Genomic DNA, 25,099 nt, shown 5'->3' with positions numbered 1-25,099 from the left:
ACAATCTAGCAGTGCGAGGGTCTCCCTACCGATGCTAGTCTCCACCTTGCACTGCTAGGGAGATGGAGAGTTGGCGGCCATGCCGTATCCGCATGTGATCATCGTTGGTGCCGGGCTGGGCGGCCTGTGCCTGGCGCAGGGACTCCGGCGATCCGGGGTGAGCTTCGCCGTCTACGAAGGCGACCAGTCCCTCACCTCGCGCCCCCAGGGCTACCGCATCCACATCGACGGGCAGGGCGACCAGGCCCTGGCCCACGTCCTGCCCGCCGAACTGCACCGGCTGTTCCGCGCCACGGCCGGTGTGCCGAGGACCCGCACACCGGTGTTCGACGACCAGCTCACCAGGTTGACCGTGCTCGAACCGGCCGACGACGGCGTGCACCTGGCGGTCAACCGGCTGACGTTGCGGCAGATCCTGCTCAGCGGCGTGCGGGACTCCGTCGCCTTCGGCAAACGGCTCACCCGCTACGGCTCGGCGGCCGACGGCCGCGTCGCCGCGCACTTCTCCGACGGCACCCGGGCGACCGGCGACGTCCTCGTGGCGGCCGACGGCGTGAACTCGCCGGTGCGCCGCCAGTACCTGCCGCACGCCCGCGTGGTCGACACCGGGCTACGTCAGCTCTACGGCAAGGTGCCGCTGAACGACCGGACCCGGGAGCTGTTCCTCCCGGACATGCACGCCGTGTTCACCCCGATCATCGGTCCGAACAAGAACTACGTCGGGGTCGCGCCGGTGCGGTACCCCGAGCCGGTGGCGCGGGCCACCGCCCGGCTGGCCCCCGGCGTACGGCTGACCGACACCACCGACTACATGACGTGCTCGTTCGGCTCACGACCCGAATTCCTGCCCGCAGCGGACGAGGAGCTGTACGCCATGTCCGGCGAGGAGCTGCGGGAGATGACCCTGCGAATGATCAAAGACTGGCATCCCCGGGTCCGCCGGATCATCGAGCACTGGCAGCCCGACACGGTCTTCCCGCTGACGCTGCGCACCAGCGTGCCGATCGACCCGTGGCCCACCACCAACGTCACCCTGCTCGGCGACGCGATCCACGCGATGAGCCCGGCGGCGGGCGTCGGCGCCAACACCGCCCTGCGCGACGCCGCCAACCTCACCACCGCGCTCGGCAAGGTCGCGCACGGCGAACCGCTCATCCCGGCACTGGCCGCCTACGAGGCAGAGATGATCGCCTACGGCTTCGCCGCGGTGCGCGCCTCCGCCGCCAACGGCCACCGCATGCTCGGCCAGGATCCTCTCCCCGCCTAGGGCCGCCCGCACCGCGGAAATCCGGAGGACCATGACAACCGATCGACGGGCGGGAGGGGTTGATGGGGGTGTAGAGACGACGAAAGGAAACAACCGATGACCGACCGCAGACGCCGTCGGAGCGTGATGGTGCTGACGGGGGCGGCAGCCGCCGTGCTCGCGGGAGTGTGGGTGGGCGGTACCGCCCTGGCGGGCGGCTCCGGCCACGAGTCGTCGCCGGTGGCCGACGTGCGCGTCGCGGCTCCGAGCGTTCGGCCGTCCGATCCCCCGACGTTCGCTCCCCGGCCGAGCACGACGCCCACCCGCCCGCCGACGGCCACACCCTCGCGCCGTCCGACGGCACCCCCGGCGGCCACGCCCTCGCCCCGCCCGCCCGTCGTGAGCAAGCCGCCCGTACACCGGCCGTGTAAGCCGGCGCCCTCTCCTACGCCGTCCACCCGGCGCGAGACGCCGCGCCCGGTGCCGTCGGTGCGCCCGTGCCCGCCGCCGACCGTGCCCGGCCTGGGCTAGGTGGCACGCTGTCGGGCGTGAGCGGTGAAGGGGCACGCGGAGGCGACGGCGAGCTCACCTTCGATGAGTTCGTGGTCGCCTCCGCGGGCCGCCTCCTGCGTACCGCGATCTTCCTCGTCTACGACCGGCACCTGGCCGAGGACCTCCTCCAGACGACGTACGAGCGGGTCGCGCGGCGCTGGAACCGGGTCCGGCGCGGGGGCCGGCCGGAGGCGTACGCGCGGAAGGTGCTGGTCAACCTCGCCATCGACGACCGCACGCGTCGCGGGAGACGGCCGGACGTGCCGGTCGGCGGCGCGGAGGACGTGGACCGGTTCGCGGCACGGCGGCCATGCGAGGCGGACGGAACGCCGCTGGACGACGTCCTCGCACGGCTGCCCGTCAAGCAGCGGGCCGTGATGGTGCTGCGGTACTGGTGCGGCCTCAGCGAACAGGAGATCGCCGAGGCGCTCGGCGTCTCCCGCGGCACGGTCAAGAGCCACACGGCGCGGGCGATGGCCGCGCTACGGCGCGAACTGGCGGAGGAGGGCTCGCGGCATGGATGACCATCTCGAGGACATGCTCGTCGAGCACTACCGGCGCGCGGCCGAGGAGATCGAGCCGGACGCCGGGCTCATCGACCGGTACCGGAACGCCGGACGGCCGGAACGCGGATCCTGGACGAGGCTCGGCCCCCTCGCGGTCGCGGCCGCGGTCGCGCTCGTCGTGCTGGCCGGGCTCCTGCTGTGGCCGCGCCATCGCGCCGCTGTGCCGATCGGGCCGCCGTCGCCCACGGGCCGTCCCTCGATCACGCCGAGCGTCCCGCCTCCGGTGCGCAAACCGCCCGTCGTCCGCCGGACGCCCACGCCGCGCCCCAGCGGATCGGTGACGCCCCCGCCCGCGCCCCGTGCGACCCCGAGCCGGCGCGGCGCCGGTCAGAGCTCCTCGTCGGCGAGGACGGCGTCGGCGTCGACGATGCGGTAGGCGTAGCCCTGCTCGGCGAGGAAGCGCTGCCGGTGGGCGGCGTAGTCCTGGTCGAGGGTGTCGCGGGCGACGACGGAGTAGAACCGCGCACCCTTGCCGGACGCCTTCGGGCGCAGCACGCGGCCGAGGCGCTGGGCCTCCTCCTGGCGCGACCCGAACGTCCCCGACACCTGGACGGCGACGGCCGCCTCGGGCAGGTCGATGGAGAAGTTGGCCACCTTCGAGACGATCAGCACCGAGATCTCGCCGGACCGGAACGCGTCGAACAGCCGCTCGCGCTCCTTGACCTTCGTCTCGCCCTTGATCACCGGGGCGTCCAGGCGTTCGCCGAGCTCGTCGAGCTGGTCGATGTACTGGCCGATGACCAGGGTCTGCTCGCCGCGGTGGCGCTCGACCAGGGCCTGCACCACCGACGACTTGGTCGGCGTCGTCGCGCAGAACCGGTAGCGGTCCTCCTGCTCGGCCGTGGCGTACGCGAGCCGCTCGGAGTCGGTCAGCGTCACGCGCACCTCGACGCAGTCCGCCGGGGCGATCCAGCCCTGCGCCTCCATCTCCTTCCACGGAGCGTCGTACCGCTTGGGCCCGATGAGGGAGAACACGTCGCCCTCGCGGCCGTCCTCGCGCACGAGCGTGGCGGTCAGGCCCAGCCGGCGGCGCGTCTGCAGGTCGGCGGTCATCCGGAAGATCGGCGCCGGCAGCAGGTGCACCTCGTCGTACATGATCAGGCCCCAGTCGCGGGCGTCGAACAGCTCCAGGTGCGTGTACGCGCCCTTCCGCCGGGTGGTCATGACCTGGTACGTCGCGATGGTGACGGGACGGATCTGCTTCTTGGTGCCGGTGTACTCGCCGATCTCCTCCTCGGTCAGCGAGGTGCGGCGCAGCAGCTCCTGCTTCCACTGGTGCGCCGAGACGGTGTTGGTGACGAGGATCAGCGTGGTCGCCGCCGCGTGCGCCATCGCCGCCGCGCCGACGATCGTCTTTCCCGCGCCACAGGGCAGGACGACCACCCCGGAGCCGCCGTGCCAGAAGGAGTCGGCCGCCTCGCGCTGGTAGCCGCGCAGCGCCCAGCCCTCCTCGACCAGGGAGATCGGGTGCGCCTCGCCGTCGACGTAGCCGGCGAGGTCCTCGGCCGGCCAGCCGAGCTTGAGCAGCGCCTGCTTGAGCGTGCCGCGCTCGCTCGGATGCACCGCCACGCTGTCGTCGTCCACCCGCGTGCCGAACATCGACTGGAGCTTCCTGGCGCGCAGCACCTCCTCCAGCACCGCGCGGTCGGAGGAGGCGAGGACCAGCCCGTACGTCGGGTGCTTCTCCAGCCGCAGCCGGCCGTACCGGCCCATCGTGTCGGCGATGTCCACCAGAAGGGCGTGCGGGACCGGGTAGCGCGCGAAGCTGATCAGCGCGTCGATCACCTGCTCGGCGTCGTGACCGGCCGCCCGTGCGTTCCACAGCGCCAGGGGTGTGATCCGGTAGGTGTGGACGTGCTCGGGCGCGCGTTCGAGCTCGGCGAACGGTGCGATCGCCTTACGGCACTCGGCCGCCGCCTCGTGGTCGACCTCGAGCAGCAGGGTCTTGTCGGACTGGACGATGAGCGGGCCGTCGGTCACGGGATGCCTTTCGGAGCCGGGGGTCACAGTTTCCAACAGCCGGAGCCCCCGCGCTGCTTCCCGCGCGGATTCCTCAGGGACTGGTGCTGGACTGGTCGGAGAACTCACCGATGGCGAAGAGGGCGATGAGGAGGCCGATGCAGAGGATGACGTTGACGGCGCAGCAGACCCAGGCGGCGATGGTCAGCTTGCGGGCGGCCTCGGGATCGGAGTCCTTCTTGCTCATCGCGATCGCCGCCATGATCGTAGCGGGGATCCACAGTACGCCGCCGCAGCAGAGGAAACCCTCGATGATGCTGACCACGAGCGCGGCGACGGCCGAGCCGTTGCTCCGCTGGGCACTGCCCGGACCGTACGGGCCGTATCCGTACGGGTCGTACGGGCTCTGGCCGTACGGATTCTGCCCGTACGGATCCTGTCCGTAGGGCTGCTGGCCGTACCCGTACTGCCCGTACGCGTCGTGCCAGCCCGGCTGGCCCGGGGGGTCCTGCCACGTCATGGTGACTCTCCTGGATGTCGGCCCGTTGGTAGGACGCGAGAGAACGGCGTCCGGTTCAGCGCTCCGGCGATCAGCCGGCACCGTCGACGTCGGCGACACCGGTGATGCGGTGCAGCGCGAACCGGTGCACGGCGGCGCGGGTCGCGTCGTACGCGGTGAGGAAACCGCCCTCGATGCGCGCGGGCTCGATGATGCGGCTGGACGCCTGGCCCTGCTGGTCGAGGTAGCCGATCCACACGCGCCCGCCGCGGTCGGTCGCCTCGCGCAGGCGCTGGACCATCGCCGCCGCCGGCGAGCGGGGCGGCGAGCCGTTCGGGACCGCGACGCGTGCGGCCTCGTCGCCCGCGCGCAGCGCGCGCACCGCCGCGGTGATCACCGAGCCGTCGGGGCCGGAGCCGAGGACGGAGTGGTGCGCCGGTTCGTACGCGCCGTGCCCGGCCGTGTCGGCGCGCCGGGCGTCGAGTCGGGTGATCACGACCGAGCCCTCGGGCGACTCGGCGACCGGGGCGTACCCGAGCACGCGGAGCCCGTCGAGGAGCTCGGAGCGGGGCACCCGGGAGGCGAGGACGGTCGGGGCGAGCCGGTGCAAGCGCAGCTGCTCGGCACGCCGGTCGGCCATGATCTCCTCGAGCACGGCCGGGTCGTCGCTGCGGACGTAGGCCGACGCGATGCCCACGCGCAGCCGCCCGTGCCGGCGGGCGACGTCCTCGATCAGGTAGCTCAGCGGCTGCGGCAGGGCGGTCGTCGAGTGCCGCGTGAGCAGCTCGATCAACTCGGACGCGCCGCGCCCCGCGTCGAGCGCGCGGCGTACGGACTCGGGGGTGAAGCGGTAGACGGTGGCCCCGCCGGTCGACTCGACGTCGGCGGCGAGCGCCAGCTCACGGGCGAGGTCGGCCACCAGCGGCCCGGGGGCGACGGCGGTCAGGTCGGCCTGGATCATCACGTGGTCGACGGGCGTGGGCAGCACCGCCCGCAGGGCCGCCTCGGCGTCGCCGCCGGCGAGCAGCACCCGCGTGTGCTCGGCCAGCGCACGGAAGCCCGTCACGCCCAGCGCCTCGGCCTCGCGGAGCGTCCATCCGACGAGCCGCTCGCGCAGCACGCCGCCGCGGCGCGGCTGGTGCCAGACGAGGTTGGCGTAGACGCCTTCGGCGGCCGGCGCCGTGCCCACCGGAGCGTCGGCGAGCGCTTCGAGCGTCGCGCGCCGCACCTGCGGAGCGCTGGCCCGGATCGCCTCGTCGGACAGGGCGTTGATCAGGCGGTCGCGCTCGTCGCGTTCGCCCGCGAGGCCGGGGACGCGGTCCATGCGCAGCCAGGCGCCGGCGACGGTGACCCAGCGGCGCTCGACGTCGTGCAGCCGCCACAGGTCGTACGCCGGGGTGGGCAGCCACACGGCGTCGCCGCCGCGTCCGCCCACCCCGGAACCGTCGTAGTCGCCGCTGCGCGCGAGCAGCCCGGAGGCGTACGCGACCTCGATCAGCAGCGCCGTCGTCCACTCCGGCAGGTCCAGGCGCGCGGCGGTGGCCCGCAGGTCGCGGATGCCGAGCCCGCCGCTGCGCAGCACGCCCGGCGGGTCGACGCCCCAGCGTTCGAGCAGGTCCTCGAGGGTGCGCACGGTGGTGAAGGCCTGGCCGCCCGCGGTGCTGTCCACCAGCTTCCGCTCGCGCACGCTGCCGCCGAGCGGCGGCGGGGCGGTCGCCGGCTCGCGGAAGACCCGGCCGCCGCGGAGAAAGAGGCCGACCTCGCGGGGGAGCGTCACCGTACGGTCGTCGGTGGCGGCGAGCAGCCCGCGGGCGAGGAGCCGCTCGATCGGGGAGTTCGCGGTGGCGAGCGTGACGGGACGGCGGGCGCCGTCGACCTTGCCGATCGGCGGGCCCCAGGCGAGCCGGTCGAGCGCGGCGCGCGCCTCGGGGCCGGCGTCCTCGACCAGGGCGCCGATCCGCTCGCAGATCGCGCGTACCGAGTCGAGGCCGAGGTCGTCGAGCAGCGCGGTCATGCGGTCGGAGGGGTAGGAGGCGAACGCCTCTTTGGCGGGCGGGCCGAGGCCGGCCGGATGCGGCACCGCGCCACGGGCGCCGGGCGCGGCCCGCAGCTCGCCGTCGTCGCCCCACACGAGGGCGAGCGAGCGCAGCCGGCCGAGCGCGGGGCGTACGTCCGCGCCGACGGCGGCGGCCAGGTCGTCGTAGGTCGTGGGGGAGGGCAGCACGAGCAGGGCCTCGAACACGCTCAGCGCGAACCGGTCGAGGCGGTCGAGGGCGCGGGAGAGGGCGGAGGGGGCCGAGGCGCGGGAGGACAGCGCCGTGATGTCCGCGGGCACCGGAGTGATCAGCTCGGGACGGCACGCGAACAGCGCGCGCAACTCCTCGTCGTCGCGCGCCCGCAGCCAGTCGGCATAGGTCTCCGTGCTCACCCCCACAACGGTAATCCGGGTCCGGACCCACGCGCGCCGTAGCGTCCGTTTCCGCGGGGCTTTCGCGCGATGGTCAGACGGCCTGGGCGGGCTGGCCGGCGAGGCCGAGGGCGAGGGCGGCCCAGCCGTTGATGAAGCGTTCTTCGTCGACGCGCTGGGGAGGCTCGTGCAGGGCGTCGCTCGCGAGCCAGTAGTTGACGATGGAGCCGCCGAGCGCCAGGCCGATGGCGTCCCAGTCGGCCTCGACGCCGGCCATCTCCGGCTGGCCGGCCAGCCACTTGCCGATCATGTCGTAGAGCGGGTTGACGATGCCCTCTCTCATCTCGGTGATGAGGTTGGGGAACTTGTCGAGGTCGCGGAAGAGCACCCGGATGAGGTCGGCCTCCTCGCGCATCTTGGCCATGCCGAGCGTGGCCGCCAGCCGCAGCCGCTCGATGAGCGGCCGGGCGCGTACGTCGTCGGCGTGCTGGAAGGTCGCGGAGACCTGCTTGGAGGTGCGGGTGATGTGCTCGCGCACCGCGGCCGTGAGGACCTCCTCCTTGGAGCGGAAGTGGCGGTAGAGACCACCGGCGCCCGGGGACAGGCCCGAGGCGGCCTCGATCTCGGCGACGGACGTCGCGGCGTAGCCGCGTTCGGCGAACAGCCGGAGCGCCTCGGAAACGATCCGCTCACGCGTGGATCTCTGCATTATGTGCTCCTCCCCGGAAAGCGTAGGCCATGAAAGCACTTACTGACATCGGTGAGCCGCACGGGCCTCTGCCGCTCTGGTGGCGAGCGGGCAGATGCGGTGAAATACACGAGGAGGTGGGTCCATGTCCCGTCCCTCATACAGTCACGGCACTTCCGACCTTCCACTGCTCGGCCAGACCATCGGGCAGAACCTACGGCACGTGGCGTCCGTCCTTCCCCACCGCGATGCTCTCGTCGACGTGCCGAGCGGCCGCCGCTGGACGTACCAGGAGTTCGACGAGGAGGTCGCCACTCTCGCGCGGGGCCTGATCGCCGCCGGGATCGGCAAGGGCGACCGCGTCGGCATCTGGTCGCCGAACAACCCCGAGTGGGTGCTGCTGCAGTACGCCACCGCGGAGATCGGCGCGATCCTGGTCAACGTCAACCCGGCCTACCGCACCCACGAGCTGACCTACGCGCTCCGGCAGTCGGGCGTGAAGCTCCTGGTCAGCGCCGTTTCGTACAAGACGAGCGACTACCGGCGCATGGTCGAGGAGGTGCGCTCCGGCCTGCCGGCGCTGGAGCGGGTGATCTACCTCGGCACGGAGGAGTGGGAGGCACTGTCGATCGCGGGCGCCGCGCTGGATCCCGAGCGGCTCGACTCCCGGATGGCGGCCCTGTCGCCCGACGACCCCATCAACATCCAGTACACCTCCGGCACCACCGGCTTTCCCAAGGGCGCGACGCTGTCGCACCACAACATCCTCAACAACGGCTTCTTCATCGGCGAGCTGTGCCGTTACACGGAGATCGACCGGGTCTGCGTGCCGGTGCCGTTCTACCACTGCTTCGGCATGGTCCTCGGCAATCTGGCGATCACCACGCACGGCGCGTGCATCGTCATCCCGGCGCCCGTCTTCGACCCGAAGGCGACGCTGGAGGCCGTGCAGGCCGAGCGCTGCACCTCGCTGTACGGCGTGCCGACGATGTTCATCGCCGAGCTGGCGCTGCCGGAGTTCTCCTCCTACGACCTGACGTCCCTGCGCACCGGCATCATGGCGGGCTCGCCCTGCCCGGTGGAGGTCATGAGGCGCGTCGTCGCCGAGATGCACATGCGCGAGGTGACGATCTGCTACGGCATGACCGAGACGTCGCCGGTGTCCGCCCAGACCCGGTACGACGAGGAGCTGGACCGCCGGGTCTCCACCGTCGGCCGCGTGCACCCGCACACCGAGGTGAAGATCGTCGACCCGGCGACGGGGCTGACCGTGCCGCGCGGCACGCCGGGGGAACTGTGCACCCGTGGGTACTCGGTGATGCTCGGATACTGGGAGGACCCCGAACGGACCGCCGAGGTCATCGACGCCGCCCGCTGGATGCACACCGGCGACCTCGCGACGATGGACGAGGCCGGCTACGTCAACATCGTCGGCCGGATCAAGGACATGGTGATCCGCGGCGGGGAGAACCTGTATCCGCGGGAGATCGAGGAGTTCCTGTACGCCCACCCGGACATCGAGGACGTGCAGGTCATCGGCGTTCCGGACGCCAAGTACGGCGAAGAGCTGTGCGCCTGGGTGAAGACACGGCCGGGCTCGGCGCTGACGGCGGAGGACGTACGGGACTTCTGCCGGGGAAAGCTCGCCCACCACAAGATCCCCCGGTACGTCCGGTTCGCCGACGACTTCCCGATGACGGTCACCGGGAAGATCCAGAAGTTCAAGATGCGCGAGACCTCGATCGAGGAGCTGGGCCTGGAGGACGTCGCGAACACCGAGACCGCCTGAGCCGGCGAGCGGCTCCTCGTCGGCCGCGTCGATTCCGGTGTCTCCGCAGTGAGCATGCGTTGCGCATGTTCACGATGGAAAATACGAACACCCGCCGTCCGGCGGTATCTGGTCGCAGGTCCAGGACCTGCACGAGACCGTCGAGGGCGCGAACAAGACCACCAGCACCGGCGGCGAACAGACCCTGGGCCTGCGCGCGGACGTGTTGTTCGCCTACAACTCCGACAAGCTGAGTGGCGACGCGACGCAGGTGCTCGACGACGCCGTCGACCAGACGCGCGCCCAGGCCGATCCCGGCAAGCCGCCGATCCTCATCACCGGGCACACCGACGACCACGACGGCGACGCCTTCAACCTGGACCTGTCGCTGCGCCGGGCGAAGACCGTCCAGGCGTACCTGGCGGGGTGGAACGCCAGGCCGGCTCGCTCGACACCAACGTCACCGACCGGGCCTACGTCTACCATCCCGCTCCTCCGGCCGGGACTGACAAGCTGGACGTTCAGGTCGGAAGCCGGGGCACGGTCAAGAACGTCCCGATCCGGTGACCGTGCCGCTCTCGCGCCCCGGCGTCCGATCGCCGTTCTCGGCGGCGCGGCGGGCGCGGTGGGCGCGGACCCGGCCCCGGCTCGCGCACGCCGGTGACGGGCACCAGCGGCGGCGTCCCGGCGGATCGAGGAAGACGCCCCGGCAGTCGTGTTCCGGGCAGCTCTTCAGCGCCAGCCGGTCGGCGCCGGTGAGCTGGTCCACCGCCTGACGGGCGATCCGGGCGAGGGCCCGCGCCGCCGTCGCCGGAGGCTCGCGGCGTAGCCGGTCGTCCGTGGTCAGCCGGATCGGATCGTCATGCTCGGCGAGGAACGCGGTCAGGTCCGCGACGGCGTCCGCGGGCGGCGGCCGGCGGTCGACGGTGGCCAGTGCCAGCGCACGCAGGGTCTCCCGCAGCTCCCGGGCCCGGTCGAGGTCGCCTTGGCCGGGCCGCCGGACCGGGGACAGCTCGCAGCGCTCCAGCCACTCCGCGAGCCGGTCGGGAGTGGCCAGCCGTTCGATCGGCTTCGCGCTGAACCTGCGGCCCGTGGTGGCGAGCAGGTTCAGCCAGGTGGCACCGCAGTCGAAGCGGAAGGCGAGCTGGTCTTCTCCGGCCATGCAGCCACTGTAACGCCTTGCCCGTTACATCTGCTAGCGTCGGCCGGTGTAACGGATGAGACGTTACGCGAAAGACGGCCGAGGAACGGGGGGATGGCGATGGAGCGGGCGCTGTCGGAGCGTGAGGAGGGATACCGCCCGCCGGACGTCCGCCGGGACGAGGCCGGTGCGCTGGTCCGTACGGTGCTCGGCGACGTCGCGCCGGAGGAACTCGGCGTCTGTGACGCCCACGACCACCTGTTCATCCGCTCGCCGGTCCTGCCCGGCCAGGAGCTGGACGACGCCGGGGCCGCGCTCGCCGAGCTGAACGCCTTCGCCGCGCTCGGCGGGAAGACCGTGGTGCAGTGGACACCGTGGGGGATGGGCCCCCGAACCGAGGAGCTGCCCGGTCTGTCCCGGCGGTCCGGCGTCCATCTCGTCGGCGCCACCGGGATGCACCAGGCCAAGCACTATGCCCGCGATGAGCCGGCCGGCGGCCGTGACGACCTGGCCGAGCTGTTCGTCCACGAACTGACCGGCGCTCGCGTGAAGGCCGGACTGATCAAGGTCGCGGGTGCCTATCACCGTCTCGACGACCACGCCCGGCACGTCATGGCCGCGGCCGCCGAGGCGCATCACGTCACCGACGCGCCCATCGGCGTCCACCTGGAGGCCGGAACCGCCGCCATGGACGTCCTCGACCTGCTGTGCGGGACGCACGGGGTCTCTCCGCGGCGCGTCATCCTCGGACACCTGCACCGATTTCCGGATACGAGGATGCACCGGGCGGTCGCCGAGGCGGGCGCGTTCCTGGCGTTCGACGGTCCGTCCCGCGCGCACCACGCCACCGACTGGCGCCTGCTGGACGGCATCGAGAGTCTGGCCGACGCCGGTCACGCCGCCCAGATCCTGCTCGGCGCCGACACGGTCACCGCGGCGGCCCGGTCGGGGGCCGACGGCCCCGGCATGCCGTTCCTGCTCACCGGCCTGCGCCCGCGGATCGAACGGGAACTCGGCGCCGCTCTGGCCGACGCGATCTTCATCCGGAACCCGGCCCGCGCCTTCGCGGCACGGTGGCGGCCATGACCATATGGGTTCCGCGCGGGCTCTTAGAGTTGAGCCCATGGCCGGTGCTCAATCTCCCCTGTCCCGCGACCGTCGCCGCGCCGAGTTGCGGGAGTTCCTGCGCAGCCGACGGGCGCGGGTCTCGCCCGCCGACGTCGGTATGCCGGACGGCGGACGGCGGCGCACACCGGGCCTGCGGCGCGAGGAGGTCGCGGTGCTGGCCGGAGTCGGGGTGTCCTGGTACACGTGGCTCGAACAGGGGCGCGACATCAAGGTGTCCGAGGAGGTCCTCGACGCGATCGCCCGGGCGCTGCTGCTCGACGCCGCCGAGCGTGCCCACCTGTACCTGCTGGCGGGGCTCAACCCGCCGCGGGTCTCCTCCACGGCCTCCGTCCCCGCCTCGCCCGAGGTGCTGCGGCTGCTGGAGTCCTGGCTGCCGCGTCCCGGTTATGTCCGCGACCGTCACTGGAACTTCACCGCGGTCAACGACGCGGCGCGCGCGGTGTTCGGCTACGGCGAGAGCGACCACAACTGCCTGGTCTCCTTCTTCACCAACGCCCGCTACCGCGTGCTGCACCGGCACTGGGCCGAGACCGCGCCCGACGTGGCCGCCGCCTTCCGGGCCGACGCGGCGCGCTATCCGGACGATCGGGAGTTCGACCGCATCGCCGCCGACCTGACCGCGGTCAGCCCGGAGTTCGCCGACCTGTGGGCGCGCCACGACGTGGCCGAGCACACCAGCGCGGTGAAGGCCGTCGATCATCCTGAGGCCGGGACGCTGATCTTCGATGCCACGCTGCTGCCGCTGCCCGAGCATCCCGGGCACCATCTGATCCTGCACAATCCCCGGCCGGGCACCGACACCCTCCAGCGGCTGGAGAAGCTGATGCGCGAGCGCAGCCTGGTGGTGGCACACCCAGGATGAGCGAACACTGCCGAGTCCGCCGCCGCGACCGCAGGATCGTGCCATGAGCAGCAGCGACAGGCGGATGAAGACAGTGACCATTCCGGAGTTCGGCGGAGCCGAGGTGCTCCGCGTCGACGAGGTGGCGATCCCCGAGCCCGGCCCGGGCCAGGTCTCCATCGACGTGGCGTACGCCGGCGCGAACTTCGCCGAGATCCTCTACCGGCGCGGCGTGGTGGACGTGCCGCTTCCCTTCGTGCCGGGGATCGAGGTCGCGGGCCGGATCCGCGCCGTCGGCGCCGGCGTCGAGGGCCTGGCGGCCGGTCAGCCGGTGGCCGCGTTGACGATCGTCGACGGCGGCGGCTACGCCGAGGTGGTGGTCACCTCCGCCGCCCTGGTCGCTCCGCTGGACGGCCTGGACATCGAGCCGGCCGTCGCCGCGGCACTGCCGTCCAACGGCACCACCGCCTTCCTCGTGCTCGATCGGGTGGCGCGTATCGAGCCCGGCGAGAGCGTCCTGGTCCACGCCGCGGCCGGCGGTGTGGGCAGCCAACTGGGCCAGGTCGCCCGCCTGCTGGGCGCGGGCCGCGTGGTGGGCACGGTCGGCGGCCAGGCCAAGATCGAGACCGCCAGGAGCTTCGGCTACGACGAGGTGATCCTCCGCGACCGGCTCGCCGACGCCGGAGAGTTCGACATCGTGGTCGACATGGTCGGCGGCCCGGCTCGCCGTGCGAGCCTGGAACGGCTGGCGCCCATGGGACGCCTGGTGGTGATGGGCAACGCGTCGGGCGCCGAGGACGTCGGCGTCCCGGCCAACGAACTGTGGTTCGCCAACAAGACCGTCTCCGGGTTCAACCTGGCGGCGTTCTCCGCGGCATTCCCCGAGGAGGCGGGCCGGGCGCTGCGCCGCGCGGTGGAGGCCGCGGCGAAGGGGACCCTGCGGGTGCGGGTCGAGGCGCTGCCCCTGGAAAGGGCGGCCGAGGCACACCGCCGCATCGAGTCGGGGGCGACCACCGGCAAGCTGGTTCTCCAGGTCGCGACGCCCTGATCCGCGTCCGGCCTCGCTCAGCGGATGCGGCGGATGAGGCCCGCCGCCACGCGGCCCACGATGAGGTACACCACGGCCGCGATTCCGTAGTTGACGAGGACCCCTACACGTTCGTCCTTGGGCACGAACATGTCGCGGAATCGCCACGCGAACCAGTCCGCCCCGTCGTTCACCGTTCGGACGATCGAGTTGTCGCGATTCGCGGAGAAAACCACGAACGCGATGTGCAGGGCGAGAAGCACGCAAATGATCATTGCCAGGATCCGGACGAGGTCGGCCGCCGTGCCGGACGCGCGACGCACGCCCGTACGCAGGGATTCACCGTCGCGTGAGCGGTGCCCCGGCCCTCGATGCGTGGTGGTGGGCTCCGTCTGGGCCGCGGGGTCCGATCTCCCGGCGCTGCCGGACTCCGCGTTGTCCGCCTTAGTCGTCTTTTCTGATTCTTCCTGCCTTTTCGTCATATGCATTTCCTACTCGGGGGAGCGATCTGCCGGTGACGTGGTTTGGATGATCGGCACTGGGTATATCCGCATCGCGTTAACCGTTGTTTCGGGCTCGTTCTAATGCGAGTTCCGCCGGTGACGAAATCCATAGATCCAGATTTCGCGCAGACTCCGCGCCCTCCCACTCGGATCCCGTCGCATCGCCACTGCCGGGAGGGCGCGGGCACGCGGTCCCCGGGGCCGTACGTACCCTGGGGGCCGTGATCTCCGTGGGCTTCGACCTGGACCTGACTCTCGCCGACACCCGGAAGGGTATCGCCGCCGCCTTTGTCGCCCTCTCCGAGCGGACCGGCGTTCCGATCGACACCGCCGCCGTCGTGTCCCGGCTCGGACCGCCGCTGGAGATGGAGCTGGCGAACTGGTTCCCCGCCGAGCGCGTGGACGAGATGGCCACGATCTACCGAGGCTTCTACGGCGAGATCGCCGTGCCCGCGACGGTCACCATGCCCGGCGCCGCCGAGGCCGTCGATGCGGTGAAGGCGTGCGGCGGGCGCGTGATCGTCGTCACCGCCAAGAACCAGGTGCACGCCGAGGAGACCGTACGGGCCCTCGGCCTGAAGGTCGACGAGGTGGCGGGGGGACTGTTCAGTACCGCCAAGGGCACGGCACTGAGCCGTTTCGGTGCCACCGCGTACGTGGGCGATCACGTCGCCGACGTCGACGCCGCCCGGGCGGCCGGAGCGCGCAGCGTGGCCGTCGCCACCGGCCCGTACGACGCGGAGGCGCTTCTGGCGTACGGAGCCGATATCGTGTTGCCCGATTTGCGGGTTTTCCCGGAGACTTTGACCGAACTGATCAACCCAGGCCCCTCGTCGAGGCAATAACCTTGATATGGCCTGTCCGGACAAGAGCTAGCAACGAGGTCACCTGTGCCCAGTGGCAAGGTCAAGTGGTACAACGCCGACAAGGGGTTCGGCTTTCTCACCCGTGACGACGGCGGTGAGGTCTTCGTGCATTCCTCCGCCCTGCCCGCGGGGACCGACTCGCTCAAGCCCGGTCAGCGCGTGGAGTTCGGCGTCGTCGAGGGCCGCAAGGGCCAGCAGGCACTGAGCGTACGCACGATCGACGCGCCGCCCTCGGTCGTCAAGTCCAAGCGCAAGAAGCCGGACGAGATGGTCATCCTCGTCGAGGACCTCATCAAGCTGCTCGAGGGCGTCTCCACCACCTACCGCCGGGGCAAGCACCCCGACAGCAAGATGGCCAGGAAGATCGGCGAGGTGCTGCGCGCGGTCGCCGACGACTTCGACCAGCACTGACCTCCCGGCGTCGGCGCACCGCGGCCCCTGTGCGGGTCGGGGCGGGTTCCCCGCCTGCGCGGGGCCCGGTGGCGCGCTCAGGCCGCGGTGTCGGCCACGGTCGGCTCGCCCTCCGTGCGGTCGCCTCCGCGGCGGCGTGCGCTGCGGCGGGCCGCCCGCCGGTAGATGAGCATGACCAGCGTGGCGGCCAGGGCGGCGGCGACGATCGCCAGGGCGATGTGGCCGTTCGAGGCGATGATCGACATGCCCAGGCCGGCCAGGCCGCCGAGCACCCAGACGAGCTGATGGATCGTCTCCGACACGGCGAACGTGGAGGAACGGACCTCCTCGCCGATCTCGCGCTGGACGATCGCGTCGAGGCCGAGCTTGCCGAGCGACTGGCCGAGCGCGCCCACGAACGCGACCACGAGCGCCGCCACGAGGCCGAAGAACACCGCGCACACCGCGGCCGTCACCGTCGCGAACGCGAGCGTGCTGAACACGATGCCCACCGGCGCCCGCGCCTTGAGCAGCGCGCCCATGGCCGTGCCCACGAGCCCGCCGGCCCCGGCGGAGGCGGCCAGCATGCCGAGCGCGATGTTGGGCGAGACCGGGTGCACGAACTCCTTGGTGCGCAGCAGGAACGCCAGGTACAGGATCAGGAAGCCCGACAGCGCCCGCAGCGCGGCGTTGGCGCGGATCGCCTCGCCGACGACCGGGCCGACGCGCAGCAGCGTGCGCCAGCGGCCGGCCGTGTCCGCACCGGCCTGCGCGGGAGCGTCCTCCGCGTCGGGGGCGGGCTCGGCCTCGGGGGTGTCGACGTGGGCGGGCAGCCGGATGCCGAGGACCGCCCCGGCGAGGAACACGACCGTGGCGATGCGCAGCGCCCAGCCCGCGTTGGTGACCGCGACCAGCCCGGCGCCGAGCGGCGCGGTGATCGACGCGGCGACGAGGCCGCAGAAGGACGCGCGGGCGTTGGCCGTGACCAGATTGAGATCTTCGGGCAGCACGCGCGGCGTCACGGCGCTCCGGGAGACGCCGAAGGCCTTGGACAGCACCAGCGCGCCGAACGCCGCCGGCAGCAGGGTCAGCGGGTCCTTGTGCAGGACGGCGCCGGCCATGCCCCAGCACAGCAGGCCGCGGGCGAGCATCGTGCCGGCGATGGCGATGCGCCGCGCGTGACGCATGTGGTCGAGCGTGGGTCCGATGAGCGGCGCGACCAGGGCGAACGGGGCCATCGTGACCAGGAGATACAGCGCCACCTGGCCTTGTGCCTGCTTGACGTCGAGATTGAAGAACATGGTGCCCGCGAGGGCCACCGCGATCAGAGCGTCTCCGGCGCTGTTGACCGCGCCCAACTCGATCAGGTTGCCCAGCCCCGTCCGGCCGGCGCCGCCGGCGTGGGTGGCGCGGCGTGTCGTACGCCCGATGCTCCGGGTCATCGTGCGCACCGCCCGTCCGGCGCCTCCCGCCCGTGACCGCAAACTCATGACGTAAGTCTGCCTCTTCGGGGCAAACCCATGCCCCTGTATGGGCGACAATCGTTTATGTGAGTCCAGTGCGTTCCAGCAGCCCGGCCGCCGCGAGGCGCAGCCGTACACCCGTGGTCGACGCGGCTGCGGCAGCAGCCGTCGACCTGGCCCGCGCCGCGGCCGAGGAGACCTCGGTTCCGGAGTACGTCGGTGATCACCTTGGTCTGCTACCCGAAGGCGACCGGGTCGTCACCCACTATTTCGCCTGCCTGGATCCGGCGTACCGCGGGTGGCGCTGGGCCGTCTCGGTCGTCCGCGCCGCGCGCGCCAAGAACGTCACGGTGAGCGAGAGCGTGCTGCTTCCGGGCGACGACGCGATGCTCGCGCCGGCCTGGGTGCCCTGGAGCGACCGGCTGCGCCCCGGTGACCTGGGCCCGGGCGACCTGCTGCCGACCCAGGCGGACGACGATCGGCTCGTGCCCGGGTTCACCGACGTGTCGGGCACCTCGGGCGAGACCGACGAGGAGCTGTTCTGGGAGCTCGGCCTCGGCCGCCACCGGGTGCTGTCCGCCGAGGGTCGCGACCAGGCCGCGGCCCGCTGGCACTCCGGCGACGCCGGTCCGGCGACGCCGATGGCCCGCTCGGCACCGGCGCACTGCGCCACCTGCGGCTTCTTCGTACCGCTGGCGGGCTCGATGCGGCAGGCGTTCGGGGTGTGCGCCAACGAGTACGCCCCCGACGACGGCAAGGTCGTGTCCCTCGACCACGGGTGCGGCGCGCACTCGGAGGCCGTCGTGATGCCGGCCGCGGCCGAGTCGGCGCCGCCGATCGTGGACGAGATGGGCTACGACGTCATGCCCTCCGCGTCGCTCACCGACGAAGAGGCCCTGGGCCACAGCTGAGCCCACGGGCGGGGCCGTCTCACGGCGGGGCCGTGAGACCGGCCGCGGACACCCGCCCGCGCCATGGGGCGGCGGGCGGTGAAAGGCGCGCGATGGAGGATCCGTACGGCACCGCCGCGATCCGGGCCCGGGTCCTGGCGGCCTGGTCGGCGTCCCCGGCCCGCTTCCGCGAGGACGCGAACACCGAGGAGGACCACGCCCGCGGCGGCTACCGCGACCGCGTGGTGGTGGAGCTCGCGCAGAACGCCGCCGACGCGGCGCTGCGCGCCGGGGTTCCCGGGCGGATCCGGTTCACCCTGCGCGACGGGGTGCTGACGGCCGAGAACACCGGTGCCCCGCTGGACGCCGCCGGCGTCGAGGCGCTGAGCACGCTCCGGGCGTCGGCCAAGCGCGACGAGACCGGGTCGGCGGGCCGCTTCGGCGTCGGCTTCGCGGCCGTCGTCGCGGTGAGCGACGAGCCGTCGATCGTCTCTCGCCGTCCCGGCGGGGCCGTCCGGGGCGTCGCCTGGTCGGCGGCCGGCACGCGCCGCGAGGTCGCGGCCGTCCCCGAGCTGAAGGACGAACTCGACCGGCGCGGCGGCGACGTGCCCGTGCTCCGCCTGCCGTGGCCCGCCGACCGCACGGGCCTCCTTGAGGGCGGGGGCGCGGACCTGCGCGAGGGTGATGGTGCGGACCCGCCCTGGGGTGACGGTGCGGACCTGCCCGGGAGTGGCGGGGCGGGCCTGGCCGGGGCTGACGGTGCGGGCCTGCCCGAGGGCTACGACACCGTTGTGCGGCTTCCGCTGCGTGACGCCGCCGCCGAGACGCTCGTACGGCGGCTGCTCGACGAGGCCGGGCCCGCGCTCCTGCTCGCCCTGCCCGCCCTCGCCGAGGTCGTCATCGACGCCGGGGAACCCCGTACGCTCACCGCGACCTGGCACCCGGGCGGGGAACGGCGCGGCGTGACGACCGGAACGGTGACCATCGACGGGCGTACCTGGCACACGGCGGAGGCGCGCGGCACCGCCGACGCGGCCCTGCTCGCCGACCGGCCCGTGGAGGAGCGGGCCGGCTGGCAGGTCCGCTGGGCCGTGCCCGAGGGCGAGCTTCCCGCAGGGGTCCCGGCCGTGATCCACGCCCCGACCCCCAGCGACGAGCCGCTCGGCCTGCCCGCGCTGCTGCTCGCGAGCTTCCCGCTCGCGCCGGACCGGCGGCACGTCGCGCCCGGTCCGCTCACCGACTTCCTGGTCGAACGCGCGGCCGGGATCTATCCGGCGCTGCTTCCGCCGACGCCCCGGCTGCTCGACCTCGTCCCCGGGCCGGTCGCCAAGGGCGAGCTGGACGCGCGGCTCCGCCGTGCCGTCCTCGCGCGCCTGCCGGACACCCCGCTGCTGCCCGTGCCCGCACGGCCGTCCGAGGGCGGCCACATCGTCGGCGACGACCCCGCCGAGCTCGCCTTCGGCCCGGAGGAGGAGGCCGTCCTCGTCCGCGGACGGGACACGGCCGTCGTGGACGGTCCCGCCGCGCTGCCGGACGTTCTCGCCGAGGTCGTGCCCGGCCTGCTGCCCGCCGACTGGCCGGCGCGGCATCCGGCCCTCGCCGCGCTCGGCGTACGGCGCCTGAGCGTCGCCGACGTGGTCGACGCGCTCGCCGGCGTGGACGCCGGGGCCGGCGACCCCGCCTGGTGGCGGCGGCTGTACGCCGCGCTGGAGGGCGCCGACCGCGAGGCGCTGACCGGGCTGCCGGTGCCGCTCGCCGACGGCCGTACGGTGCGCGGCCCGCGCGGGCTGCTCGTCACGGACCCGGACGGGCTCGACGCGCTCGGCCTGCGGATCGTGCACCCGGACGCCGCGCACCCGCTGCTGCTCCGGCTCGGCGCGGTGGAGGCCGGGCCGCGCGCCGTCCTGACCGACCCCGCGACCCGCGCGGCGGTGGCCGCCTCCTACGACGAGGAGGACCCCGAGCCGATCTGGACCGCCGTCCTGACGCTCGTCGCCCGCGCCCGCCTGCGGCCCGGGGAGGAACCGTGGCTGGCGGAGCTGGCGCTGCCGGGCGAGGACGGCGAGCCGTACCCGGCCGGGGAGCTCCTGTTGCCCGGCGCCCCGCTGGCCGGCGTGGTGGCCGAGGACGCGCCGTTCGGCGTCGTGGACGCCGGCCTGGTCGAACGCCACGGCGCCGAGACGCTCGAGGCCACGGGCGTGCTGCGCACCTTCGCGCTCGTCCGCGACGAGGACGTCATCGAGCCCGAGCACGACCTCGACGGTGAGGAGGAGTGGGCGGACGAGCTCGGGGAGGGCTTCGTGGTGCCCGAGTTCACCGCGGTGCGCGACCTGGAGTTCGTGGCCGACTGGCCGGGCGCGTTCGCGCTGCTGGCGGAGCCGCCGCTACGCGCCGCGGTCACCGAACCCGCACGCGTGATCCTCGCGGACGGGCGGACCTCCACGGTCCCGTCGTACACCGCGTGGTGGCTACGGCGGCATCCGGTCCTGGACGGGCGGCGACCCGGCGAGCTGTGCCTGCCGGGCGACCTGGAGGACCTGTACGACCTGGCGCCGCCGGGCCTGGACCCGGAGCTGCTGCGGGCGCTCGGCGTCCGGACGACGCTCTTCGCGCTGCTCGACGAGCCGGACGGCGCGGCCGAACTGCTCGACCGGCTGGCCGACCCCGCGCGTACGGTCTCGCGCGAGCGGCTGCGCGACCTGTGGCGCGCCCTTTCCGCGGCCGATCTGGACGTGCCGGCGCCGGCGGAGGTCCGCGCGTTCGTGGACGGCGAGCCGGAGGTGGTGCCGGCGGGAGATGTGATCGTCGTGGACCGGCCCGACCTGCTGCCGCTGCTGACGGGGCAGCCGCTGCTGTTCGTGCCGGTCGAGGTCGCCGACGCGCTGGAGCTGGCCTTGGGGAGCGAGGAGGTGCCGGGCTCGATCGAGTCGGCGGGCACCCCCCGGCCGGTGCCGGACGTCCTGCGCGCCGTCCTGCCGGAGGCGCCCGAGACGTACGTGTGTCACGAGAAGCTCATGGTCGACGGCGTGGCGGTGCCGTGGTGGTACGACGAGGGCACGGTCCACGCGAGCGCTCCGGCGGGCCTGGCCCGGGGCGCGGCGTGGGCGTGCGGTCGCTGGAGCGACCGCCTGCTCGCCGAGGCGGCGCTGCGCGACCCGGACGCCCTGCCCACCCTGCTGGCCGAGGCCGAGCTGGGCTGACCGGCGGTTACTCGGGCGGGGCGCTCTCGGCGCGCTTGGCGGCGTGGCGTTCGGCCGCTGCGGCCCGGCCGCGCTGCAGGCGCGGGATGTACCAGCAGCCGAACACTCCCATGAGGAAGCCGACGAGGCAGACCCAGCGCCACCAGTGGTGGTCCGGCGCCAGCGGCACGATCAGCAGGATCACGAACGCCACCGCGAAGGCCGCCGCCCCGATGGCCGAGACGAGGACTTCGTTGGTCTCCATCGGGGGCGGGTCGGGTTGCCGCGTCATGAGATCAGCGTATCGGCCGCCCGGTATCAGGGGCAGAGCCGCAGATCACGTCGCGAAGGTCTTCCGCCCGCATTGTCTGGTCTGTCACTCTGCGTACGTCATTTTTCGACTCGGGGCCCTGGACTAGGAGAGAGAAGGACGTGACGACGACGACAGTGGCCGCCGAGCCGCGGAACGGCCTGGATCGATATTTCAAGATCACCGAACGCGGCTCCACCGTCGGTCGGGAGATCCGTGGTGGTCTGGCGACGTTCTTCACCATGGCGTACATCGTCGTGCTGAATCCGTTGATCATCGGAACCGTGCCGGACAAGACCGGTGCGGTGCTCGGCATCCCCAAGGTCGCGGCCGCCACCGCGCTCGTGGCGGGTGTGATGACGATCCTCATGGGCGTGGCGGGGCGGTTCCCGCTGGCGATCGCGACCGGGCTCGGCCTGAACGCCTTCGTCGCCGCGACGCTGGCCCCGGCGATGACCTGGCCCGAGGCGATGGGCCTCGTGGTGGTCGAGGGCATCGTCATCGCCATCCTGGTGCTCACCGGCTTCCGTACGGCGATCTTCCGGGCGGTGCCGGAGGGGCTGAAGGCGGCCATCGGCGTGGGCATCGGATTGTTCATCGCGCTGATCGGCTTCGTGGACGGCGGCTTCGTCCGCCGCGTGCCGAACGAGGCGAACACGACCGTCCCGGTGCAGCTGGGCATCTCCAACAACCTGCAGAGCTGGCCGGCGCTGGTGTTCGTGCTCGGCCTGCTCGTCACCGCGGTGCTCGTCGCCCGGCGGGTCAAGGGCGCCATCCTCATCGGCATCATCGGCACGACGATCCTGGCGATCATCGTCGAGGCCCTGGCCCACGCCGGCCCGACCGTCGTCAAGCCGGGCGTGGTCAACCCCAAGGGCTGGAGCCTGAACGTCCCGAAGCTGCCCGGCATCCACCACATCGCCGGCACGCCGGACCTGTCGCTGGTCGGCCACTTCACCCTGTACGGGGCGTTCGCCCGCGTCGGCGTGCTGGCCGCGATCCTGTTCGCGTTCACCCTGGTGCTGGCCGACTTCTTCGACGCCATGGGCACGGTCGTCGGCATCGGCAGCGAGGCGGGGCTGCTCGACGAGCGCGGCGCGCCGCCGAACATCGGGACCATCCTGTTCGTGGACGGCCTCGCGGCGGTGGCGGGCGGCGCCGGGTCGGTGTCGTCGGCGACCGGCTACGTGGAGTCGGCGGCCGGCGTCGGCGAGGGCGCCCGTACGGGCCTGGCGAACGTGGTCACCGGGGTGCTGTTCCTGGTGGCGATGTTCCTGGCCCCGATCGTGCAGATCGTGCCGTTCGAGGCGGCGACCCCGGCGCTGGTCGTGGTCGGCTTCCTGATGATGAGCCAGATTCGGCGCATCGACTTCTCCGACTACGAGATCGCCATCCCGGCCTTCCTGACCATGGTCATCATGCCGTTCACGTACTCCATCACGAACGGAATGGGCGCCGGCTTCATCTCGTACGTCGTCATCAAGACCGTCCGCGGTCGCGCCCGCGAGGTGCACCCGCTGCTGTGGCTGGTGGCGGCCCTGTTCGTGGCCTACTACGCCATCGTGCCCATCAAGGCGATCCTCGGCGTGAGCTGAGCCGGGGCCACCGCCGAGACGCGCAGTGGGGCCCCGGCCCCGCTGCGCGGGCTCAGAGCCCGCGCTCAGACGGTGATGACGAGCTTCTGCGCGGAGACGCCGTCTCGGAGCCGCCGCAGCGCGTCGGGGATGCGCGCGAGCCCGTCGCCGACGACGGTCGCGTCCGGTGCGGCGCGGTAGGCGCCGGTGGCGAGCGCGGCCGGGAGGAAGTCGACGTAGATCGCCGGCCCGACCTCGTTGTCCTTCAGGGTGCCGCCCCAGATCCCGCTCACCCGTACGCCGGGTCGCCGTGCCCGCGGGCCCCGCAGGCGCGTGACCCGCTCGGGCTGCGCCGACGTGACGCGCTTGCTGCCCGTCGTCCGGTGTGCGATCGCGACCGACGGGGCGAGCGACCCGGTCCCGATCGCGAGCGTGCCGGCGAGCGGGCCGTCGCCGATCCGCTCCACGATCTCGTCGACGGCGGTGCGGCTGCGGCGGTCGACCGCCTCGGCCGCGCCCAGCGATCGGACGTAGTCGAAGTTGCGCGGTGACGCGGTCGCCACGACCCGGTAGCCGGCGCTGCGGGCGAGCTGGATGGCGTTGCTCCCGACGCTCGTCGAACCGCCCCACACGAGCACCGTCTCCGGCCGGTCGACGGGGCCGGCGCCGGGCATCGCCAGCCCGAGGTGGTTCTCCTGGAACAAGCCGGTCGCCGCGGTGGAGAGCGTCAGCGGCAGCACGGCCGCCTGCTCGAAGGACAACGAGTCGGGGATGGGGGAGACCATGTGCTGCAGGAGCACGACGTAGTGCTGGAAGGCGCCCTCCGCCGCGCGGTTCTGCGACTTCTCGACGCCGAACGCGTGCCCGAGGACGCGGTCGCCCGGGCGCAGCCGCGTCACGCCGGGGCCGACCTCGACGACCTCGCCGGCGACGTCCGAGCCCACGACGGCCGGGAAGGTGAGCCAGGGCAAGACCACGCGGTACAGGAAGCGCGGTATGCCATCGACGGGGTTCACGGCGACGGCCCGCGCTCGGACGACGACCTCGTTCGCCGCCGGGTGCGTGTAGGGGGCGGGCCCCACCTCGAAGGGCGCGCCTCGTTTCCGCAGCCAAAGTGCGGTGTTCTGCTCGGTCATCTCCGGGTCTCTTTCCGCTGGGTGGGGGCCGCGTCGTCGGATCACGCGAGCCGCACCCGCAGACTAGACACCGTCTAGAATCTAGTCAATGTCTACTTTGAGGGTACCGTTGGAGCCGTGTCCGAGCGGCCTTTCCATCACGGCAATCTCCGCGCCGTCCTGCTCGACCGGGCGGAGACGGTGCTTCGTGAGCGTGGGATCGACGCGCTGTCCCTCCGGGAGCTGGCGCGCGAGGCGGGTGTCAGTCACGGGGCCCCGCGGAGCCACTTCATCGATCGGAACGCGCTGCTCGACGCGCTGGCCGAACGCGGCTTCATCCGGCTCGCCGACGAGATCCGCGAGGCGGTCTCACGCGCGCCCGGCGACCACGCGCGCGCCCTTCGCGCGGCGGGTTCGGCGTACCTGAGGTTCGCCGTGCGGGAGCCGGCGCTGCTCGATCTCATGTTCGCCACGAAGGTGGACGGCCCCTCGGAGGCGGTCCGGACCGCCGCGGAGCGCCTGTTCGCCACCATGACCGGCATCATGGACGTGGGTGTGGAGGCGGGCGCGTACGACGCGGGCGACGTCGGCCGGCTGACGCTGCTGCTGTCCGCGACCACCCAGGGCATCTCGGCGCTCGTCACGTCCCGGCGGGTCACGACGGCCCAGGGTGAGGCGCTCATCGACGACGCGATCACCATCTTCCTCGCGGGGGCGTCGGCCGTACGGTAGCGAGGCCGGGTCGGAGTACTAACCGGGAGCTATCCGACATACGCTTTGATCCATGGGGACGGGGCGGCGGAGACGCCGCTCTGTCCCCGTCTCAGACCAGGTCATCCCGGCCGTGACGAGCGCTGGGGCCGTCACGTCCGGCCGAGGTGGCCGGCGTCGGGCGGCCCGGTGGTGCGCGGGAGCCCGCCCGGCGGTCAGGAGAGCGCGCCGTCGTCCCCACGAAGAAGGAGAGAGCCGAAGTCTTTCGTCTCGCTA

The 25,099-nt window shown here is 72.8% G+C and carries 24 protein-coding genes and 1 pseudogene; 16 read left to right on the top strand and 9 right to left on the bottom strand.

The genetic code is table 11. The features are described from left to right. The first annotated feature begins 79 nt into the window (after positions 1-79). The 4 genes from OG417_RS46245 to OG417_RS46230 all read left to right on the top strand — a co-directional run bounded on the left by OG417_RS46245 (position 80) and on the right by OG417_RS46230 (position 2,740). The gene (locus OG417_RS46245; protein ID WP_329243623.1) at positions 80-1,267 is read left to right on the top strand and encodes an FAD-dependent oxidoreductase; all 1,188 of its coding nucleotides are present in this window, start codon (positions 80-82) and stop codon (positions 1,265-1,267) included. Between the two features lie 96 nt (positions 1,268-1,363). Further along, positions 1,364-1,777: a hypothetical protein gene (locus OG417_RS46240; protein ID WP_329243620.1), complete on the top strand. Its 414-nt coding sequence runs from the start codon at positions 1,364-1,366 to the stop codon at positions 1,775-1,777. Positions 1,778-1,794: 17 nt separating this feature from the next. Then, positions 1,795-2,322, top strand: a complete 528-nt coding sequence (locus OG417_RS46235) for a SigE family RNA polymerase sigma factor (RefSeq protein ID WP_329243616.1) — start codon at positions 1,795-1,797, stop codon at positions 2,320-2,322. Further along, on the top strand, positions 2,315-2,740 hold the full coding sequence (locus tag OG417_RS46230) for a hypothetical protein (protein WP_329243614.1): 426 nt from the start codon (positions 2,315-2,317) through the stop codon (positions 2,738-2,740). Before OG417_RS46235 ends, OG417_RS46230 begins: the two co-directional genes overlap by 8 nt. Here the strand turns inward: OG417_RS46230 and OG417_RS46225 are convergent. From OG417_RS46225 to OG417_RS46210, 4 genes are all read right to left on the bottom strand, one after another. Beyond that, on the bottom strand, positions 2,692-4,344 hold the full coding sequence (locus OG417_RS46225; RefSeq protein WP_329243611.1) for a DNA repair helicase XPB: 1,653 nt from the start codon (positions 4,342-4,344) through the stop codon (positions 2,692-2,694). The two genes, OG417_RS46230 and OG417_RS46225, sit on opposite strands and share 49 nt — an antisense overlap. Positions 4,345-4,417: 73 nt before the next feature. Next, the gene (locus OG417_RS46220; protein ID WP_329243608.1) at positions 4,418-4,843 is read right to left on the bottom strand and encodes a hypothetical protein; all 426 of its coding nucleotides are present in this window, start codon (positions 4,841-4,843) and stop codon (positions 4,418-4,420) included. Positions 4,844-4,913: 70 nt separating this feature from the next. Continuing rightward, positions 4,914-7,250, bottom strand: coding sequence for a helicase-associated domain-containing protein (locus tag OG417_RS46215; protein ID WP_329243605.1), 2,337 nt, complete (start codon positions 7,248-7,250; stop codon positions 4,914-4,916). Between the two features lie 73 nt (positions 7,251-7,323). After that, positions 7,324-7,938: a TetR/AcrR family transcriptional regulator gene (locus tag OG417_RS46210; protein WP_329243602.1), complete on the bottom strand. Its 615-nt coding sequence runs from the start codon at positions 7,936-7,938 to the stop codon at positions 7,324-7,326. Positions 7,939-8,062: 124 nt separating this feature from the next. Here OG417_RS46210 and OG417_RS46205 point away from each other — a divergent pair, with 124 nt between their 5' ends. The 3 genes and pseudogenes from OG417_RS46205 to OG417_RS46200 all read left to right on the top strand — a co-directional run bounded on the left by OG417_RS46205 (position 8,063) and on the right by OG417_RS46200 (position 10,252). Next, positions 8,063-9,706, top strand: coding sequence for an AMP-binding protein (locus tag OG417_RS46205; RefSeq protein ID WP_329243598.1), 1,644 nt, complete (start codon positions 8,063-8,065; stop codon positions 9,704-9,706). Between the two features lie 202 nt (positions 9,707-9,908). Continuing rightward, positions 9,909-10,097 (top strand): annotated as a pseudogene (locus OG417_RS54685) (OmpA family protein); the annotation flags it as partial. A 14-nt stretch (positions 10,098-10,111) separates the two neighbouring features. Continuing rightward, on the top strand, positions 10,112-10,252 hold the full coding sequence (locus OG417_RS46200) for a hypothetical protein (protein ID WP_329243595.1): 141 nt from the start codon (positions 10,112-10,114) through the stop codon (positions 10,250-10,252). Here the strand turns inward: OG417_RS46200 and OG417_RS46195 are convergent. After that, on the bottom strand, positions 10,230-10,847 hold the full coding sequence (locus OG417_RS46195; protein WP_329243592.1) for a CGNR zinc finger domain-containing protein: 618 nt from the start codon (positions 10,845-10,847) through the stop codon (positions 10,230-10,232). The two genes, OG417_RS46200 and OG417_RS46195, sit on opposite strands and share 23 nt — an antisense overlap. 93 nt (positions 10,848-10,940) lie before the next feature. Between OG417_RS46195 and OG417_RS46190 the strand changes: the two genes are divergently transcribed. The 3 genes from OG417_RS46190 to OG417_RS46180 are packed head-to-tail and all read left to right on the top strand — an operon-like array spanning position 10,941 to position 13,843. Continuing rightward, the gene (locus OG417_RS46190; RefSeq protein ID WP_329243589.1) at positions 10,941-11,912 is read left to right on the top strand and encodes a phosphotriesterase family protein; all 972 of its coding nucleotides are present in this window, start codon (positions 10,941-10,943) and stop codon (positions 11,910-11,912) included. 37 nt (positions 11,913-11,949) lie between these two features. After that, complete coding sequence (locus tag OG417_RS46185; RefSeq protein WP_329243586.1) at positions 11,950-12,816, top strand: helix-turn-helix transcriptional regulator; 867 nt, start codon at positions 11,950-11,952, stop codon at positions 12,814-12,816. A gap of 43 nt (positions 12,817-12,859) precedes the next feature. Next, complete coding sequence (locus OG417_RS46180) at positions 12,860-13,843, top strand: quinone oxidoreductase family protein (RefSeq protein ID WP_329243583.1); 984 nt, start codon at positions 12,860-12,862, stop codon at positions 13,841-13,843. 17 nt (positions 13,844-13,860) lie between these two features. Here OG417_RS46180 and OG417_RS46175 read toward each other — a convergent pair whose 3' ends face one another. Beyond that, complete coding sequence (locus tag OG417_RS46175; protein WP_329243579.1) at positions 13,861-14,145, bottom strand: hypothetical protein; 285 nt, start codon at positions 14,143-14,145, stop codon at positions 13,861-13,863. Positions 14,146-14,546: 401 nt separating this feature from the next. On the opposite strand from OG417_RS46175, the gene OG417_RS46170 reads away from it, so the two are divergent. Further along, a complete protein-coding gene (locus OG417_RS46170) occupies positions 14,547-15,170 on the top strand; it encodes an HAD family hydrolase (RefSeq protein WP_329243578.1) in 624 nt (207 codons plus the stop codon). A gap of 45 nt (positions 15,171-15,215) precedes the next feature. After that, positions 15,216-15,602 carry a cold-shock protein gene (locus OG417_RS46165; RefSeq protein ID WP_329243577.1) on the top strand — a complete coding sequence of 129 codons (387 nt, stop codon included), beginning with the start codon at positions 15,216-15,218 and terminating at the stop codon, positions 15,600-15,602. A 77-nt stretch (positions 15,603-15,679) separates the two neighbouring features. Here OG417_RS46165 and OG417_RS46160 read toward each other — a convergent pair whose 3' ends face one another. After that, positions 15,680-17,071 (bottom strand): MFS transporter, encoded by a 1,392-nt coding sequence (locus OG417_RS46160; RefSeq protein WP_329243575.1) that lies wholly within the window; start codon positions 17,069-17,071, stop codon positions 15,680-15,682. A gap of 59 nt (positions 17,072-17,130) precedes the next feature. On the opposite strand from OG417_RS46160, the gene OG417_RS46155 reads away from it, so the two are divergent. Together OG417_RS46155 and OG417_RS46150 are read left to right on the top strand one after the other, a co-directional pair. Beyond that, positions 17,131-17,955 (top strand): DUF3027 domain-containing protein, encoded by an 825-nt coding sequence (locus tag OG417_RS46155; protein ID WP_329243572.1) that lies wholly within the window; start codon positions 17,131-17,133, stop codon positions 17,953-17,955. Between the two features lie 92 nt (positions 17,956-18,047). Next, positions 18,048-21,134, top strand: a complete 3,087-nt coding sequence (locus OG417_RS46150) for a sacsin N-terminal ATP-binding-like domain-containing protein (protein ID WP_329243569.1) — start codon at positions 18,048-18,050, stop codon at positions 21,132-21,134. Positions 21,135-21,141: 7 nt separating this feature from the next. Here the strand turns inward: OG417_RS46150 and OG417_RS46145 are convergent, their stop codons facing one another. Beyond that, positions 21,142-21,405 (bottom strand): DUF2530 domain-containing protein, encoded by a 264-nt coding sequence (locus OG417_RS46145; RefSeq protein ID WP_329243566.1) that lies wholly within the window; start codon positions 21,403-21,405, stop codon positions 21,142-21,144. A 140-nt stretch (positions 21,406-21,545) separates the two neighbouring features. Here OG417_RS46145 and OG417_RS46140 point away from each other — a divergent pair, with 140 nt between their 5' ends. Then, positions 21,546-23,018 (top strand): NCS2 family permease, encoded by a 1,473-nt coding sequence (locus OG417_RS46140; RefSeq protein ID WP_329243563.1) that lies wholly within the window; start codon positions 21,546-21,548, stop codon positions 23,016-23,018. A gap of 65 nt (positions 23,019-23,083) precedes the next feature. Here OG417_RS46140 and OG417_RS46135 read toward each other — a convergent pair whose 3' ends face one another. Beyond that, positions 23,084-24,133: a zinc-binding alcohol dehydrogenase family protein gene (locus tag OG417_RS46135; protein ID WP_329243560.1), complete on the bottom strand. Its 1,050-nt coding sequence runs from the start codon at positions 24,131-24,133 to the stop codon at positions 23,084-23,086. 117 nt (positions 24,134-24,250) lie between these two features. On the opposite strand from OG417_RS46135, the gene OG417_RS46130 reads away from it, so the two are divergent. Beyond that, a complete protein-coding gene (locus OG417_RS46130) occupies positions 24,251-24,844 on the top strand; it encodes a TetR/AcrR family transcriptional regulator (protein ID WP_329243557.1) in 594 nt (197 codons plus the stop codon). The last annotated feature ends 255 nt before the right edge of the window (positions 24,845-25,099 follow it).

It is taken from the genome of Actinoallomurus sp. NBC_01490, assembly GCF_036227085.1.
Classification (GTDB): domain Bacteria; phylum Actinomycetota; class Actinomycetes; order Streptosporangiales; family Streptosporangiaceae; genus Actinoallomurus; species Actinoallomurus oryzae.
The sequence above is the reverse complement of the archived record's forward strand: the minus strand, read 5'-3'. Positions and strand labels throughout refer to the sequence as shown.